13 protein-coding genes are annotated in these 18,700 nt (G+C 47.4%); all 13 read right to left on the reverse strand.

The window, feature by feature from the left end; translation table 11 throughout:
* Nucleotides 1-188: 188 nt before the first annotated feature.
* Complete coding sequence (locus tag NLBNIHML_RS14935; protein ID WP_494354644.1) at nt 189-1,478, reverse strand: ABC transporter substrate-binding protein; 1,290 nt, start codon at nt 1,476-1,478, stop codon at nt 189-191.
* On the reverse strand, nt 1,475-3,232 hold the full coding sequence (locus NLBNIHML_RS14940; RefSeq protein ID WP_339257743.1) for a sensor histidine kinase: 1,758 nt from the start codon (nt 3,230-3,232) through the stop codon (nt 1,475-1,477). Before NLBNIHML_RS14940 ends, NLBNIHML_RS14935 begins: the two co-directional genes overlap by 4 nt.
* A gap of 92 nt (nt 3,233-3,324) precedes the next feature.
* Nucleotides 3,325-4,974, reverse strand: a complete 1,650-nt coding sequence (locus tag NLBNIHML_RS14945; RefSeq protein WP_339257744.1) for a type 2 periplasmic-binding domain-containing protein — start codon at nt 4,972-4,974, stop codon at nt 3,325-3,327.
* Nucleotides 4,975-5,001: 27 nt separating this feature from the next.
* Nucleotides 5,002-5,871, reverse strand: coding sequence for a carbohydrate ABC transporter permease (locus NLBNIHML_RS14950; protein WP_105600198.1), 870 nt, complete (start codon nt 5,869-5,871; stop codon nt 5,002-5,004).
* 15 nt (nt 5,872-5,886) lie between these two features.
* Nucleotides 5,887-6,852, reverse strand: coding sequence for an ABC transporter permease (locus NLBNIHML_RS14955; RefSeq protein WP_339238325.1), 966 nt, complete (start codon nt 6,850-6,852; stop codon nt 5,887-5,889).
* A 237-nt stretch (nt 6,853-7,089) separates the two neighbouring features.
* Nucleotides 7,090-8,637: a response regulator gene (locus NLBNIHML_RS14960; protein WP_494352183.1), complete on the reverse strand. Its 1,548-nt coding sequence runs from the start codon at nt 8,635-8,637 to the stop codon at nt 7,090-7,092.
* A gap of 272 nt (nt 8,638-8,909) precedes the next feature.
* Nucleotides 8,910-9,824, reverse strand: a complete 915-nt coding sequence (locus NLBNIHML_RS14965; RefSeq protein ID WP_339257745.1) for a class I SAM-dependent methyltransferase — start codon at nt 9,822-9,824, stop codon at nt 8,910-8,912.
* A 202-nt stretch (nt 9,825-10,026) separates the two neighbouring features.
* Nucleotides 10,027-11,250 carry an MFS transporter gene (locus NLBNIHML_RS14970; protein WP_339308453.1) on the reverse strand — a complete coding sequence of 408 codons (1,224 nt, stop codon included), beginning with the start codon at nt 11,248-11,250 and terminating at the stop codon, nt 10,027-10,029.
* Nucleotides 11,251-11,434: 184 nt separating this feature from the next.
* Nucleotides 11,435-13,498, reverse strand: coding sequence for a molybdopterin-containing oxidoreductase family protein (locus NLBNIHML_RS14975; protein ID WP_494352184.1), 2,064 nt, complete (start codon nt 13,496-13,498; stop codon nt 11,435-11,437).
* Nucleotides 13,499-13,938: 440 nt separating this feature from the next.
* Nucleotides 13,939-14,790, reverse strand: a complete 852-nt coding sequence (locus NLBNIHML_RS14980) for a formate/nitrite transporter family protein (RefSeq protein WP_339238333.1) — start codon at nt 14,788-14,790, stop codon at nt 13,939-13,941.
* A 372-nt stretch (nt 14,791-15,162) separates the two neighbouring features.
* Nucleotides 15,163-16,524, reverse strand: a complete 1,362-nt coding sequence (locus NLBNIHML_RS14985) for an FAD-dependent oxidoreductase (RefSeq protein WP_339257747.1) — start codon at nt 16,522-16,524, stop codon at nt 15,163-15,165.
* Nucleotides 16,525-17,025: 501 nt separating this feature from the next.
* Complete coding sequence (locus tag NLBNIHML_RS14990; protein WP_339305213.1) at nt 17,026-17,505, reverse strand: glutathione peroxidase; 480 nt, start codon at nt 17,503-17,505, stop codon at nt 17,026-17,028.
* A gap of 239 nt (nt 17,506-17,744) precedes the next feature.
* Nucleotides 17,745-18,629, reverse strand: coding sequence for an ABC transporter ATP-binding protein (locus NLBNIHML_RS14995; protein WP_339238337.1), 885 nt, complete (start codon nt 18,627-18,629; stop codon nt 17,745-17,747).
* Nucleotides 18,630-18,700 lie beyond the last annotated feature (71 nt).

Here is an 18,700-nt window from a genome sequence, read left to right on the forward strand (position 1 = left end):
CTCATCCATTAATATATGGATAGAATCTATCTAATCTACAGATAGGACCACTACCCATTTTTATTATACTAGAGGAAATATACACCATTCCATAACAAAAACCCTCACCCGAGTAGAATGAAGGTTGAGCTTGTGAACAACAACAGCTCCAAGCCTATTAAATACATATATAATCTAGTCCATTCTTATCACTTTCCACCCAGAATTGCGTTTGCCCGCTCACGGAAAATTTTCGCCGCCTGCTCAGGTGTAATTTTGCCAAACAACAGCAGATCATACAACTCCCGCAGCACCGCAGTGACCTCGGGTGCACCTACAGGATCAGGCGGGTCCATCTGACTGCTGTGATCGGCAACCCAATCAATATAATCAAACACCTGCGCCAGCTCTGGTTCAACCACCAGCTTCATCCGCTCTTTAACACGGGATGAGACAGGCACACCCCGCTCTCCTTTCAGCAACAGATTGGCATCCAAATCATTTACGAAGAAGCTGATGAACTTGGCCGCCTCCTCCTTATGTCTGGAATTGCCCGCGATGGAGAAAAACATGCCTGGCTTCAAAAACAACCCATCCTGGCTGTTTGGCCCAGGCATCGGGGATATCGTTAAGGGTTTGCCATAACGCTGAGTGGTGCTGATAAATTGGTTGGAATACCCCCAGCTAAACAAAGCCTCTCCCAGATAAAACGGGTCGTTGTCGGGTTGGCCAATGTCGGATGTCCAGATATCCGGTGCAAAAATAAGTTTCTTCTCCGCGAGCTGCTGCATCCTGCCAAAGTAATCAATAAACAATCCATCATCCTCATAACCCAACCTCTTGCCATCCTCGGCGTATAGCTTGGAACCATACTGTCTCAAGTAATACGCAAAAAACTGTTCCGGCGTGAAATAAGTTCCCAGATAAATGCCTTTCCCCAGCAATTGCTCGCCCATACGGTCAAAATCCGCCCATGTCCACGTATCCGTCGGCAATTCAATATCATTGGCCTTCAACACTTCCGGATCATAGATACTGAGCATGGCGTTAACCCCCAAACTGAGACCATAGGTTTTGCCATTCAGGCTACCACTCTCCAGCTGTTCCTTCTCAATATCTGTCGTGTCAATCAGTCCGTTCTGCATGTACGGCGTTATATCCTCCAACAGTTGCAACGAGCTGTACTGGGACAGATAGGAGATGTCCATCTGGATAATGTCGGGCAACGCATTGCCTGCTGCATGTGGGGCAAGTTTTCTCCAGTACTCGTTGAAGCTGCTATATTCGTATTCAATGTTTACATGTGGGTTCAACTTCTCATACAGATCGATAACGGCGATTGTTGCATTGTTGCGAAACTCCCCACCCCACCAAGCGATTCGCAGCGTTATCGGCTCTTCGTCAACGATCATGCCTGGCCTTTGATCCAGTTGGCTCACGCAGCCAGGAAGAGTCAGCAGAAGACAGATCATGCCTATGGATCGCAATAATCTTCTCATGGCCTATCCTCCTTACCTGGTGATGGGGGTGGCAGCAGCACCGTTACTCTCGTTCCAAGCCCTGGCCTGCTCTCCAGCAGAACATCATATTCTTCGCCAAAAGCCAGACGTACCCGCTCCCTGATATTCAGCAAACCAATACCTGTTCCTCTGGTCTTCACTTCACCACGCAGCACTTGTTCCACATATTCGGGTTCCATACCGGGACCGTGATCCTCCACGATCAGGGCCAGCTTGCCACCTGAAATCTCGGCACACACTCGAATCAGACATGATCCAACCTGTGGTTCCAATCCGTATTGAATGGCATTCTCCAGTAATGGCTGTAGGGTTAACTTGGGAATGGCACATTCCAGATAAGGAGCGGGCACATCCAAGCGAAAATCCAGCCGCTGCCGGAAACGGTAGGTCTGAATGGTGATATAATGGCTGACGATCTCCAGCTCTTCGGCAAGGGTGATGATATTTTGCCTGAAGCTGATGGAGGAGCGTAGTAAATACCCGAGTGACAGCACCATACTGGAGATTTGCTCCTGCCTGTTCTTTTTGGCGAGCCAATGGATTGAATCCAGCGCATTATACAGAAAGTGTGGATTGATCTGCGCCTGAAGCGCCTTAAACTCCGTTTCTTTAATGACCAGCTGGCTTGCATAATTTTCTTTGATCAATGTATTGATATGTGTAATCATCATTCGATACGTACGCTGTAATAACCCCAATTCATCCATGTGCTGGTGTGTTGGAATGGACAGATTGGCATCCATATTCTCCAGATCCCCATACTGAACCTCCTTCATCTGACTGATGAGCTGCCTAATCGGCCTTGTCAGACTGCGTGCGAACACCATACCAAGCGCGAGGACAACCAGAATGGCGATAAGATATACGACAATCAGACTATTTTTCAACCATATGATACGTTCAAAAATCTCATCATAAGAGGCCATATTATAATAAACCCAGCCGGTATAGGCGGATTTTTTCTGGGAAAGGAATATCTCCCTCCCATCCAGATTTTTGACCTCATATCCTCCACTGCCTGGAAGAGGATTCAGTCCTGCGGAAACCGCATCTGGAAGCTGGCGATAAGGATAGACCACCTCAGTGCCTGCTTTTAAAATAATGTCACTGTCCCGGCTGTCCATGCCCGCATACTCTTCAACGAGTCGCTCAATATTAATACGCAGAAACAGTATGCCTACCGGTTCCAGGGTCATCGGTTCGTAGGCTCGCACCTGACGCACCATAACCAGCATCGGGTCATCGTCATCCGGGTACAGCCAGCGTACTGCACCATTAGCCTGCTCCGCCGCCTCAATCATCCGATCATATTTTTCAGGGGATACGGTTAGTGTTTCGCCATATTTATTCACTCTTCCTCTGGAATCAATCAGATGAACGGACTGCACATATCGTGCAGCCCCACTAATATGCTCCCATAGCCGATCTGTGATCTTCTTCCGTTCAATAAAGCTTGAATATGCGCTATCATCATCCAGCAAAGACTTCAAGGCCCTTTGAATCTGTGTATCAGAGATCATGTTCAGTGATAACGCTTCCAACTTTTGAAGTTCAACATCCACTGTAGACGAGGAAAGGTTCAGAAGACGAGACGACTTATCAAACAGCTGTTTGTCATACACCGAATACGTATAGTACAAGGAACCAAACGCCAGGATGATGATAAACGCCATCATGACCATGATCATCAGAAACATTTTCATTTTGATGCTGAGTTTGCGGTAGGCTGTCATGACCAAAGCGCTCCTTTGAACCACGTGATACTACTAGGTATATCACATACAGGAAGGTTTTCCCAAAGTTTTAGCGCTCGATGTCTCACGGTTTATTTGGACTGATATCGGTCATAAGCCGCCTGATGAACCTCAATCGCCCGCTCAATGTCCATGCTCTTGATGGTGTCGGTCATCTTGTCAAATTCAGTGATTGGTTTCTGTCCGCTAATGATGGCTGTCATCGTCTCATTCAAATACGTATTCACCTGGCTCATGATGGACGTACTTGTGGTTACCTCTTCTGTGGACAAGCGAATTGGTGGGAGTGTTAAGGCCGAGCTTGCTTTCATCCATTCCGCATTCGCTGCACGCTGTCCGTCGTCAAATAATAAGGCATCCAGGTAACGGCTATCCTGATTGATTGGACCGTCCATAATGGACAAAGCATAGGAAGCCAATGCCTGATCATACGTCAGACCGTTTGCATTATCAATGATGGTATCTGTGAATTTCACACCGTCTCCGTCCCGAACATAACTGTCATTCTCGATACCAAAGTTGAATAGATCACTACCCTCTTCGCTATAGTTGTAGTCCATCCACTGCACAATATATTTCAATTTATCTTCGTCTGCAGAAGCCGTAATAGCCTCACCATAACTTAGGACCTTATTCTCCAGATTAAAGGTAGCATACGAAGTTCCATCCGCAGATACGGGCCACGGTACACCGGTTAGGTTAAAGTTCGGATCGGTATCTCTCATCAGATTAAAGTATTTCCCCATACCACTGAATACACCGCCCTGATATGCGCCTGCCAGATTGCTGGTGACCTTATAGTCGAACGCTTTGCCGTCATTGGTCATGATCTCGGGATCAATCAGCCCTTCCTTGTACCACTTGGCCATGGTCTCCAGGAAATCACGGTAGCCCGGCTGAATTGGTCCGAACTCCACCTTGTCTCCATTCAACTGGAAGCCACCAATGACACCAAAAGCCGCCGCAAAATCATGGAGCTTGGTCAGGTTGCCCGGTCCCCAGTTTCCGGTGAATGGCAGTTCATCTGGCTTGCCATTGCCGTTAGGGTCCTGTTCCTTGAATGCCTTGAGTACCGTATACCACTCATCGATGTTGGTAGGTACCTTGAGATTCAGTTTATCGAGCCAGTCCTGGCGCATAATCAAACCGGAAGTGGCATTCAGTTTCAACGCATCCAGCTTCAGCAGTGGGAACATATAGATCGTTCCATCGTCGAGTGCAATCTGCTTCTTCACATCCGGATCGGATTCAATGATCCGCTTCAAGTTCGGTGCATAACTGTCGATCAATTCATTCAATCGGATGATCCGGCCGTCCTTGATCATTTTTTCCGGTCCGCCAACCGCATCGGCCCAGTTATAATATATAACGTCCGGCAGCTCTTTTGTGGAGATCAACAGATTGAATTGGTCACGCTGTTGTCCAAGCGGAGGATGTGTGAACTTCACTTGGATGCCCGTCAACTTCTCTTTTTCCTTGTAAGCGGCCATATCGCCAAAGTTGTTCAAGGAAGCCGTTAGTTTGGCGTCATTGGCGCGCCAGTAGTCAATGGTAAATGGCTCACTTGTAATCGGCAGCGGTATCTCGGTCAACGCCTGAACCGCAGGTTCTGTTCCTTCTGCTGGCTCTGCGTTACCTGGTTCATTATCCCCCGTACAGCCCGCCAGCAAAGACATGGTAAGTAATGATGACAACAGGATGGACCCCATTCTTTTTTTCACGTAATTCGCCTCCATAGGATACATTTTTTATTGTTTCACAGCACCGATTAAAGCGCCCTGAACAAAATAACGTTGGATGAACGGATATACCAGCATAATCGGCAGTGTGGAGATAATAATGGTCGCATATTTGATGTTCTCCCCAATGGCGAAGCCGGTATCGGCGCCAGCACCCATGGCCTCCGTACTGCTGCTGATCAGAATATCACGCATAATAATCTGAATCGGATATAACTCCTGACTGCGTAGATAGAGCATTGGCCCGACGTAATCATTCCAATGGTCAACTGCATAATACAGCATCATGACCGCCAGGATTGGCTTTGACAGAGGCAGTACGATTCGGAACAAAATCAGAAAGTCATTGGCACCATCAAGCTTCGCCGATTCGATCAGACTGATCGGAATGCCCTCAAAGTTTGTTTTCATAATAAGGAAATAGAATGTGCTGATGGCACCCGGAATAATAAGCGCAAAACGGGTATCCACCATGCCCAGATTCTGAATCAGCAGAAAAGTTGGAATCATACCCCCGCCAAAAAACATCGTGAACGTAATTAATTTCATCAACGTTTTTCTGCCCATCAGATCACTGCGTGATAACCCGTAGGCTGCCAGCGAAGTCATGAGCAGATTGATGGCTGTACCCACCACAACATAGAACAAGGTGTTCATATATCCCGTATAGATGCGAGTATCCTGAAATACCGACTTGTACGCTCCCAGCTGGAAACCTTCAGGAATGAGCATCAATGACCGGGAACGCAGCATCTGATCCGGATCACTGATGGAAGAATTGAACACGTACAGCATCGGGTAAAAGCATAAAATCATGATGACCAAGAGCAGCAGTGTATTGAATACATCAAAAACTCGTTCCCCTATAGACTGTTTCATCGCTTCACCTTCCAATTACCAGAGACTGGTTGAGTTAAGCTTTCTGCTGATCGCATTTGCGATGATGAGCAGCGCGAAATTAATGACACCGTTGAATAGCCCGATGGCGGTTGAATACGTATAGTTCCCCTCCAAAATTCCGGATCGATAAACAAAGGTGGAGATGACATCGGATGTCTCATAGGTCGGTGCCGTTTGCATCAGCAATATTTTCTGAAAATCAGCATTCATGACCGCCCCCATGCGCAGAATTAACATGATCACAATCGTTGGCATGATGCCCGGCAGTGTAATATGTAACAGCTGTCTCCAGCGGCCTGCACCGTCAATTTTGGAAGCCTCATACAACTGTGGATCAATGCCACTAAGTGCTGCCAAAAAGATAATTGAGGCCCATCCTGCCCCCTGCCATATGTTGGACAGAATGTACATCGGACGGAACATATCCTTCTCCGCCAAGAACATGATTGGCTGCAGATCGAAAAAGTCACGAATGACATTGAACAGTCCGCCATCCAGAGATGAGAACGTTTTCAACATTCCAACCACAACGACAACCGAGATGAAGTGCGGCATGTAACTGATCGTCTGCACCGTGCTTCTGAACCACTTTTTACGAACTTCGTTCAGTAACAGGGCCAGGATAATCGGAGCTGGAAAACCAAACACAATGCTGTAAAAACTCAAAATCAGCGTGTTCTTAATCAGTCGCCAGAAATAATAACTTTCGAAAAACATCGTGAAATTGTCAAATCCGACCCATTCGCCTGCCAAGATTCCTTTGATCGGGCTGTAGGATTCCTGAAATGCCATCAGCAGCCCGTACATCGGTCCATAGCTGAAAATCAGATAATAGGCTACAACAGGAACGAGCATCAGATATACGTATCTGTTGCGTACAAGCTCCTTTTTCACCGAACTCCATTTGCCTGCTGGCTTCAAACGCCCAGGTTCAATCCCCCGGCTTCGATTCAGCTCCATCCACTCAACCTCCACTCTCGATGTTCATTCATTCACTTGACACTTCTAATGATAGAATCGAGCGGCTTTTCTTCCCATGCTCATTTCCGTTAAATGCATGTTCAAAACCGAGTTCCGTCCGACAAAAAAAGACCCTGCTGCCGTTGACTGGCACACAGGGCGTGATCATAAATCAGATGTGAGTCGTATGTGGGTTCGGATATACAGGACGCTATGTAGAAGCGACAACAGCGCTGTCTAGGGTACTTTTTTATACTCGGAAGGGGAGAATCCCGTGTATTTCTTGAACATTTTGCTAAAATAAGGCCAGTTGGCACCAAAGCCCGTCTGTTCGGCAAGCGAGGATACCGTGCAGGTCCCGTCCTGCTCCAGAAGCTCCAACGCTTTGCGAATGCGGTAGCCTAACACATAGTTCGTAAATTTCTCACCGGTTTCTTTTTTGAACATTTTGCCAATGTAGTCTGGATTCATGAATATTTCTCCGGCGATGGATTGGAGCGTCAGAGTTTCGTCCCTGTAACGCTTCTCCACTATCTGCTTCACACTGCCCACCATCTGTGATTGTCTGGAGCGGTGTTGTTCGTAGCGGCGCAGCGTGATCTCCTTGGCAACGGCAAGCAGAAACTGTTGAAAAGAGTGCAGGGTGCTGGATTCAATCATGCCCGGCAGCTGATCCATATACCTTTTCATCTCGGCAGAGCCGCTGAGTCGAATCATTTCCATAAATATTTGAATAAGATAGGACTTCGTTTGAGAAATATCGTATCGCAAGCTGGCAAGCATCTGAAACATCCGGTTCAGCTCTGTTCCGACTTCCTGCCAGTGTCCAGCCTTCATCGCAGTAGCCATCCGCTCTGGATCATATTCGAATTCGGGAAGAGTACGCTCCCCGGGGGAGTAGACATCCCGCTCCATAATAAGACTGCCCTCACCAAGGTAGAAACGGTAATTGAGGTAAACCAGCGTCTGCATGTACAATTGCCGCGCCTGTGGAAGATCTCCTGGTTCGCTCAGGGCAATCGTAAGATCATCATGATAATATCGGGTAAATGTGGTGCGAATCTCATCGATATTACGGAACAACTGTGTTTCAGACAACTTGTCCTCCATCATCAATAACACATGACCTCCAACCGTGGTACTTAAGATCGGATTGTGAAAAATATCCTCGGCAATGTTCTTGACCGCGAACAAGTGCAAGTACTCATGATCCCCCTCAATCTCTACCAGCAGCAACCGCACACGCTGATCCTGAAACTGTACATCGAATAATTCCTCGAAATACTTCCATTCCTTGACCCCATAGGTTCTGTTGGTCACCAGTTCTTTCAGGAAATATTCCTTGGCATGCGGCAGTACACGCTCCAGATTATATTGGATCGATTGTACAAAACGCTCCTGATCAGTTAACTCCCGCTTCTCACTGACCAATTCACTGATAGCCTCGACGAGGTGTTCTTCACTACAGGGCTTGAGCAAATAATGCTTCACCCCATACTGCATGGCGGTCTTCGCATATTCAAACTCCGTAAAACCCGTGAGCATGATAAATGAAATATGCTGATACTTCTCTGCCACAGCTTCAACCAGCTGTAACCCATCCATTCCCGGCATGCGAATGTCCGAGATGATGATATCCGGGCGCTGTCGATCGATTATAGCAAGCGCTTCCAATCCATCTTGAGCAATGCCGATCAGCTCTGTTCCTAATCGCGACCAGTTCACAACACTAGCGATCCCGTCCGAGATCATAAATTCATCATCGACCAACAAAACCTTGTACATCGTATGCAGCCTCCTGCCTTTAACCAGATCCATTCTATTATATGAGCATTATGCACAAATAGAGGGGAGCACATGGAATGACATGGAATTGAACGATAACAAGTCTGATTTCTGAACAGTCCTTTCTCATCTCATCGTGAAAATCATTCACTAGCCGGCAATTGAAGCTGGTCTCTCTAAAGACAAAACAACCCTCACCCCGCTATAGGGTGAAGGTTAGCATCTACTATGCAAATACGGGCTATATTGGTGACCATACTTGCCGGATCGATTTATTTTTTTACTGCGTGAATGAAATGTATCGTTTCAAATGCACTTAGATGATCAATTCGATCTTGGAAAAACTGTTCCTGAATCGCCTCCGGAGTGAGATGCTCATAAATAAGCAGCCCTGCTTCTTCAAGCATGGCCTCCATCTCCACATATGCGTAGCCGGATTGCATGGGCTCACCGCCCATTGCAGCCAATTTAACCATATTTTCAACCCGATTAAATCTCCCTTTTTCCTCAAAAAGGTGTTCATCTGCATAATCCAGAACTATAGAGCTTCCAGATGGCAGGTTCGCAAACACATGACGAATCACGTTAAATAGATCATTTTTGGGCAAATAATACGAAACCCCCAAGAGACTGGCCAACGTCTTACGTTTCTCCAAACCTTCAAGAGTCAAGCTGTCATTTGAAAGCTCTCGCGTAAAATCCATGGGTACAAAGTGAAGATTATCCGGAACAGTCAGCCTCGCCTGCTTCAGCCGCTCCTTCTTGAATTGCTGTGTAGCCGGATAGTCCACTTCAATGATATCCAGCGTGTCCTCCAATTCCGGATGCCTCCAAGCAAACGTATCCATTCCGGCGCCAAGAATGACTACCTGCTTCAATCCCAACGTCACTTCATGCAAAAGTACATGCTCACAGTAAGCGGCTCGAGCCAGAGTTATTGGAGATAATTGTATCTGGGTTATCCATTTTAGAACCTTTTCCGGGTCGTCCTTGAGCTGGTGGGCCATATCCGGGTTGAAAAAATGAATGCCTTTAACCATGTTATTGCTGATATCTGAAAACTCTTGAGGAGTGATAAGGGCACTAGCGATAAAATCATTGAAAATAAGAGGTGTATCATGTTGGCAATGATAGGCTCGGCCAAAGGTCGAAATCAATGATGTGATACTGGATTCATTTTGCTTCATACTTATTCCTCCCGTACAAACAAAAATAAGATTCTCCCTGGCCAGGAGAATCTTATTATATACGGAATAATTTTATATGTAAATTATAGCATAAAAACATTTTTTTGTCAACCATAGTTTACGGATGAGGAGACAGATTAAAGTGGATTTACCGTCCACTTCAACCCGTTCTTCCACATCCTGTTCAACCCGATTGGATCTGTTACGTATCCATCCCATACTCCTTCACTTCACGATTACGGTTCAACACCGCATGCAGCACAAAACCCATTACCGCAATTGCCGCTGTGCCCGTTGCCAGCCACGCGACAGGTATAAGTCCTTGCTTGTCATACATGACCCCCATCGCATATGGGCCGATAACCCGTCCAACCGCACCGATTCCACCCGATATCCCGATGTAAAAAGGGGCCGCCCTGCCCGCGTGCTCCGAGATAAATGCAGGGGTTGCAGGGGAAATCAGCATCTCTCCAAATGTGGCAAGTACCATGGCGAGCACCATGCCCGGATAGCTGTACATGGTAATCATGACAATGTAGGCCATGCCATAGAACACCGCACTTGCGGTCATCTGGGCCGTTGAGGTACGGGCCATGGTCCGTTTCACCCAACTGGTGAAAGGTTGGCCTACAAAGATCAGCACCCCGTTCAGGGTCCAGAGCAGACCGTACATTCTTTTTTCCATACCCTCAGAGATGATGTACGGTGACACACCTGTGTTCCAGATGGAATTGCCGAATAACAGGAACAGCACGCCCAAGCTCATAAACAGATATAACCGGGTATTGCCCAGCAATGCCCAGACGCCCGGCCCATCGGGGACGGTTTTGCGTTTCGTCAGATGTACTTCCCCCTGATCCGGTTCAACCCGCGACAGATAATACCAGAAGAACAGCGCAAATCCGGCTGAAGTCACTCCGTTCAGTACAAAGCTGAGGTGATAGGAAAAGTCAGCGAGAAAACCACTCAGTGCCGTACCAATCGCCACTCCGATATTGTTCGCTACATAGATAATATTGAATAATTCACCGCGTCGCTCCGCAAACCGGAAGCCGATAAAAGCCTGAATCGCTGGTAGCGACAATGAACTGAACAGACCGATCCAGCCCATGGCACATATAAATATAACCCAGTACGCGCTAATCCAGGGCAACGCAAACAAACCTAACGCATTCAGCGCCAGTGATCCAATAATCAGCTTCTTCACGCCCACCCGATGGTACAGTGACCCTCCAAGCAATTGTCCGAAGATGCCACCTAGGGATTGAATAAGGATTACAAAACCCGCGTTAGCCATCGTTCGTCCTAGCTCATCAAACACATACATGGTGGTCAGCGGCCACATCAAGGCACTACCGGTTGCGTTAACCAGACTTGCCAGCAAAAAAACTCTCACTTCTTTTGGATAGGTATCCAGCCATCTCATCATCTCTAGTTCATTCTCCTTAATACGCTACAAAACGTGTTCCCATACCAAAAAAACCTTTGCCCTGACGGCATAACCAGCCAGAGCGAAGGCCTTTGGAAGTGTTACATGTATTGCTCTTTATATCCTGCTACATTCTGTTCTTTGTTCATCTTACCTCAAAAAAATCACGCTGCAAGCACACTCATTGACGCTTCACTTCGACAGTGGCCGAGAAGAATGTAGCCCCGTTACCCATGTCCGACAATCGATTGGACGTCAGCGAATTCGCCCGTTGCTTCTTGCCTTCACCATCCCACCATAAGCCTTGGCTGATGACGGTTCCTGGCAGCATGGCTTCACTTACTTTGGCGGTAAGTTCGATACGCCCACGATCATTCCATACGATCACTGCATCTCCATCCTCCACGTTTCTGCGGTTAGCATCCTCAGGGTGCATTTGCAATAGAGGCATCTTTTCCAAACGCTGGTGTTTGGCTGAATTGCCAAAGGTGGAGTTCAGGAAATTATGGTTCGGCGGCGAGAGGAACATCAGCGGATACGTATCGGCAGGTCCAGCCGGATTCTCCCCATCATATCCTTCAATCAGAGCGCTATAGGTAGGGAGCGGCGGAAACCCTCGCTGTTCCATCGTCTCTGAGTACAATTCAATTTTGCCTGAAGGCGTGGGCAGCTGATCCAGAAATGCAGCATGTGGCGTCATATCCAGCTTCATGAATCGATGTTCCTTCAGTCCCTCCAACGTGACTCCATTCATGTAGGGGTTGCCTGTGCCCTGAAGTGCGTCCTCAATCATCTGTTCCGGCGTTTCTCCGAAGATTGCGGGATCGTACCCCATGGCCTGCCCAAGCAGAGAAAACAGTTCCACATTGCTCTTGCTCTCTCCAATCGGTGCAATCACCGGCTCTTGCAGATGAACATACTGATGCCAATAGGAGGCATACAGATCCGTCGCTTCAAATGAAGAGGTGGCCGGCAACAAGATATCTGCATATTTTGCCGTATCCGTCATGAACAGATCATGCACAACCGTGAACAGATCTTCCCTTGCAAAACCTCGTTCCACTCGTTCCGTATCCGGTGCCACCACCAGTGGGTTGCTGCAGTAGACCATCATGGCCCGGATCGGCTGCTCCGCTTCCAGCAGCGCTTCACCAATCCGGTTCATGTTCACCACTCGCGGCTCCGGATTCTGCCGCAGTTCCGGACGTTCCAGCGCGTCGCTATTCGTGCTCGCGTAGCTGTTGGTACGCACGGCACCGCCGCCTTGCTTCAGCCATTGCCCTGTAATGGCAGGCAGACAAGCTACGCTACGCACATTCATACCCCCATTATCATGGTGCTGGAGGCCATTGCCGATGTGAATATGGGCTGCCTGTGCGTTACCATACATTTCGGCCAGCTTCACAATGGTCTCCTCCGGCACACCAGTAATGCGCGCAACGCGTTCAGGTGTGTAGCTGCGGACATGAGCACGCAGTGCCTCATGTCCCACTGTATACTTTTGCATAAATGCTTCATCCGTCAGTCCTCGTTCGAACAACACATGCATCAGGCCCAGCGCCAGTGCACTGTCCGTGCCCGGGTACAGCGGAATAAACCAGTCGCCCCATTGAGCGGTACGATTGCGATGAACGTCGATTACGACGATCTGGGCGCCCTTCTTGCGGGCTTTCTCCGCCAAAACGACCTGGTGCATATTTGTACTGACGATATTGCCGCCCCACACCAGAATAAGATCCGCATGCTCCGTATCTTCCGGGACCGTTCCATGGTTAGCGCCCATCGTATATTTCCAGCCCGTATTTCCGGCCGCATTACAGATCGTCTGCTCTAGCACACTTGCACCTAGTGCATTGAAGAACCGTCGATCCATGCCGTCTACGCCGAGAATGCCCATGTTACCGTAGAAGCTGTAGGGCAGGATGCTTTCCGATCCGTAGGTCTCGGACAATGCAGTGAACTTGGTCGTAATCTCCCTGATTGCTTCATCCCAACTGATTCGTTCGAACTTGCCTTCACCCTTGGCTCCAACACGTCTCATCGGATATTGCAGACGCTCGGGGTGATATACCCGCTCCGTCATATTTCTAACTTTATTACAAATGGCACCCTTGGTTATCGGATGGTCCGGATTGCCTGCCACCTTCACAATTTTACCGTTCTCTTTATGTAGTAACAGACCACAAGTGTCTGGACAATCGAGCGGGCATACCGCTGCAAATACCCCATTCTCCTGATCGATCATCGTATGGCTCCCCCTCTTCAAAAGCTATCCCTATATCATATCTTCTTCGAGGTTATCACGTAAAGAGAGCAGTATTTTTTTGCTTCATATTCACCGCTATAGCGGCTTCAAAATATTTTAAAAAAAATGTTATGCCAATTGATTCAACTTCAGAATTCAGGGGTAAATTAAAAACAAGGCATTAGGCTAGTGTTTCCCCACTTTCTCCTCATGCCATATCATGGACCACTCCCGAAATTCGCCATGAACAGGTTTCGTTCCCCCGAACCTTTTCATGGCGAATTTATTTTGCGTTAAAATCGAACAAAAACACCACAAAAAAGACTCCGACCTGCTCCTTCACAGCATCTTCGCCATGAAACGGAGCAAGATCAGAATCCTCTTCACTTCTAAGTGATATGAAGCACAAGTTTCGGGTCGTGCATTGTAATGTTATTCCGCTACGCCTGCTTGCTCAACATCACTCTAGCCTCCGTCTCCACAGGTTCAATTGACGTCGCTACCTCTGGTTTCACTTTAGGCTCAGCTTGGCGCAGGTACACCACCCAATAGGCTGCAGCTACAAACAGAGCACCTCCAGTCAGATTCCCAAGCCATACCGGAATGAAATTCATTACATATTGGCCCCACGAATAATGCCCTTCAAAGATTGCCGCAGGGATAAGGAACATATTAGCCACAACGTGCTGGAATCCAATGGCCACAAACGCCATCGTTGGAAACCAAATGCCCAGTACCTTGCCACTCATCGTATCCGATGCATAAGATAGCCACACAGCCAACGCGACCAGCCAGTTACAGCCAATGCCGGAGATAAAAGCCTGCAGGAATCCGTCATGCAACTTGTGACCAGCCATATCCACCACTTTAGCCAGATATACACCCTCTCCAGTCAGACCAAGCACATGTCCAAACGCGTACGCGACAAACAAAGCTCCAACAAAGTTACCAATCGTCACTAATGTTAGATTTTTCAACATGCTACCTACGGATAACTTTCGAGCAATCGTCGCGAGCGGAACAGCCATCATGTTACCTGTCAGCAGCTCTCCACCACCTATGAGTACTAGCATCAATCCAACCGGGAACACCGCCGCACCGATCAGATTAACCAAGCTTCCCCACTCTGCCGGCGCAGATGCAATCACCCGAATATCCAGTAGAAAACCCAGCGCAATAAAAGCACCTGCCAGAAAACTAAGCACCAGTACAGAAGACACCGGATTTTGAGCCTTCTTCATGCCTGTTTGCGCCGTATATTGTGCAACCTCAAGAGGTGTTTTTGCTGCCATATCATTCATCCTCTCCTTCATTGTTCTTCGTGGAATAAAACACCTGAACTTCTTTGTTGATACGTTGAATGCCATATCTCAATTGTATATGGGTCTAGCACGAAACTTTGTGCAAATTATCACAATGTAATTTAAAAATATGCTTTTAAGATCGTCTTCGAAGTTATGACAGCAAGAGTATATTAAGGTCTATTTTTTAAAAAAATCACAAAAAAGACTGACGATATACTCGCCAGTCTTCCTTTTCCTTTATGATCGTCTGCCTTGCTTCGTAAGCTCGGCAGTTATTGTACATGTCGCATTTTCGGACAACCCTGACTTATCCTCGTATGTCGTCTGTCATGCTCACTGCTTAGCATGGATTCTGCTTCCTTACACCATTGCTGGTGCTTTTACTTCTACCGGTGGCAGTGCTTGCAGACCCGCCGTGTTCAGGAAGTTCCACGGTTTGTTGTAGTGTGGCTGGAAGAAGAAGTCGATGAAGGCCAGCTCATCTACGGTCATATTGTTTTGGATGCAGACCGAGATCGTATTAATCGATTGGGTCAGATCAACCTGGGACATCACCTGTGCTCCAACGATCCGACGAGTAGCCTGCTCATATACCACTTTGAGCAACAGTTTCTCCGCCGTTGGCATGAACTCCGGACGATAGCTGTCTTCCAGTACTACCGACTCCACAATCAGACCTTCGTCAGCAGCAGACGTTTCCGTCATCCCCGTACCAGCAATATTTTGCTCATATATTTTGATACCCGATGTTCCTTGTGTACCCATATACGGTGTCGTAGGACGAACCAGGTTACGAGCTACAAGTGTACCCATCCGCACGGCGTTGGTTGCCAGTGGAATGTAAGATGCTTTGCCTGTCGGGTTGTAATGAATAGCACAGCTGTCACCCGCAGCGAAGACGTCTTTTTGACTCGTTTGCATATATTTATCCACGATGATTGCGCCGTTTGGCAGCATATCCACTTGGCCTTTGAGCAGCTCGGTATTTGGACGGAAACCAATGCAGAGAATAACCAGATCGGTTTCGAACTCTCCTTTGGACGTAATCACCTTGGTCACTTTGCCATTCTCTCCAGTAAACTTCTGTACCGTTTGACCAAGAGCGAGCTTGATGCCACGCCCAGTCAGCGTATCTTCAATTGCATCTGTGAACTCAGGATCCAGGTATTTGTTCAAAATCCGGTCCACACTGTCGATCAGGGTAACTTCCTTGCCATTCATCTGGAAAGCTTCCACCAATTCAACGCCGATATATCCGGCACCTACAACGGTAACACGTTTGGCATCTTTGGCTTTTTCAATAATTGTGTTGGAATGATTGTAGTTTTTGCAAAGTAAAATGTTGTCCATCTCAATGCCTTCAAGCTTCGGAACGACAGGCCATGAACCAGTGGTCACGATCAGTTTGTCAAACGTATCTTCAAATTCTTCCCCGGTTTGCAGGTTTTTAGCCTGAAGGGTATGGCCTTTGGCATCAACTGCTGTAACTTCATGAAGCATCTTGGTTTCAACACCAAGCTCTGCCAACTGATTAGGCGAAGAATAAAACAAGCCGTCAGGATCTTTCACAACCCCACCTACGTAGAGCGCAATGCCACAAGATAGGAAGGAGATGTTGTCATTGCGCTCATACACGGTGATGGTAGCATCCGGGTACAATTTGGCGGTATTTACGATGGCTGCGGTCCCTGCATGTGTACATCCGATAACTGCGATTTTCATTAAAAGTTCCTCCTCGAAATATATAAATGAGTTTGAATATAACGTTATTATGGTTGTGAAATATTTCACTTCCTGTTCGAGACTGTGTATGTGATTTATTTCACTTTATACACTTATTATAATGTGATCTTTTTCACATTGCAATAGGTTAAACAAAAAAATTGTCGAAGGAGGTCACTCGCTGTATTTTAAGCCTTTCTTCCCTTCATTGTATTGATTTCATTGTCCCCGAATTTAGGTCGGTTTATGCTATGCAAATGGCTACCGCAACTCCTTGTCGTTCAATGTTTGTCGTACTCTGCCTGGTTCCTGTCTCGCTTGAAGTCCCCCTGATGAGAGCTGCAGGAAATATCCCCTATGCTGCTCTGCTGCTCCTGCCCATTCTCCACACCCGATATGATTAAAACAGATGTTTCTCCTCTCTAACAAGCCACGTATATAAAATAATCAAAGAAGCCTGTCCTTGCACATGCAAGGACAGGCTTCTCAAACAATCATGGTTTAACCGAGCAATTTCTCAATATCTGCGATCATTGTCTCCGGAGATTCTTTCGGTTCAACACGACCGACCACTTCACCTTCACGGTTAACAAGGAACTTGGTAAAGTTCCATTGGATGTCGCTCGTTTCACCTGCGCCAGGTTGTTGCTCCTTGAGGTATTGGAACAGGGGATGTGTATCCTCACCATTCACATCTACCTTGGCAAACACCGGGAAATTCACACCATAGTTAATCTGGCAAAATGACTCGGCTTCCTCACTTGTACCTGGCTCCTGCCCTCCAAACTGGTTACAAGGGAAACCCAGTACAACGAGACCCTGATCGCGATAACGATCATAGAGTTTTTGCAATTCACCGTATTGCGGAGTAAGTCCGCACTTGCTAGCTGTATTGGCAATGACCAATACCTTACCTTGATACAGATCCAGTGAGACTTCCTGGTTCGCGGTGGTTACCGCCTGATATGAATATACGGACATGACTGATTCCTCCCATGACAAGTGTTGGTTTGGGCTGCTCCGAGCACGTTAATATAACCAATGAACATACAGCCTGTCTTATTATTATAAACCTGATCCGATGTGATTACCAAATTCCGGGTCTGCACGTTCCCCTTCGCTCCCATGCGTTGCAAATTCCCCATGAACTCAAAAGAGCCGCCTGCGATAGCGCATAGCGGCTTCATTCTATAATGTAAGGACCACATATGGCCCATTTGTTAACTTCCTAACGCTTGAACGCGCTGTTCTGTCCGTCCTCCAGCATGAACCATTGCACTGTTCATAACCATCTGCTCCGGCTGTTTCGGTTGCTGGCGTTCGCCTGCAAGTGCGTAGGGCAAGCAGAGTGGTACACCGGAACGCGGATCAATCACGATATCTGCTTCAATGTTGAACACTTCACGAAGCACATCCGAGTTCATGACTTCCACAGGTGAACCCTGAGCAATGGCTTTACCTTTTTTGATACCAATCATGTGATGTGCATAACGGGAAGCATGATTCAAGTCATGTACAACCATAACAATGGTACGGTTAGCTGTGGCATTCAGCTGCTCAAGCAGTTGCAGTACTTCAAGCTGGTGAGCCATATCCAGGAACGTTGTTGGCTCGTCCAGGAACAGGATATCCGTCTCTTGAGCAAGTGCCATGGCAATCCAGGCACGCTGGCGCTGTCCACCGGACAGTTGATCAATCGGACGATCGTGGAATTCTGTCATACCTGTCACTTCAATCGCCCATTCAATCATGCGTTTGTCTTCCGCCCGCATGGAGCCAAATCCTTTTTGATAAGGAAATCGACCATACGATACCAGTTCAGTAACGGTAAGTCCTTCAGGAGCGGTTGGATTCTGTGGCAAAATCGCAAGTTGCTTGGCAACTTCACGCGTGGATTGTTTATGGATGGACTTCCCGTCGAGTAATACATTACCTGCTTTTGGTGACATAATACGTGCCATCGTTTTCAGGATGGTTGACTTCCCTGATCCATTGGCTCCAACAAGTGCTGTAATTTTTCCTTGGGGAATCTGAATATTCAGATCCTCTACAATTAGTCTTTCCTCATAAGCGATATCCAGCTTGGTCGTCTCCAGACGAAACATGCGATCATCCCTCTCTCATTTATCCCGATTATGTAATCCGGCTATGACAACGAAAACGAAATTATAATTCT

It is taken from the genome of Paenibacillus sp. JNU01, assembly GCF_059130585.1.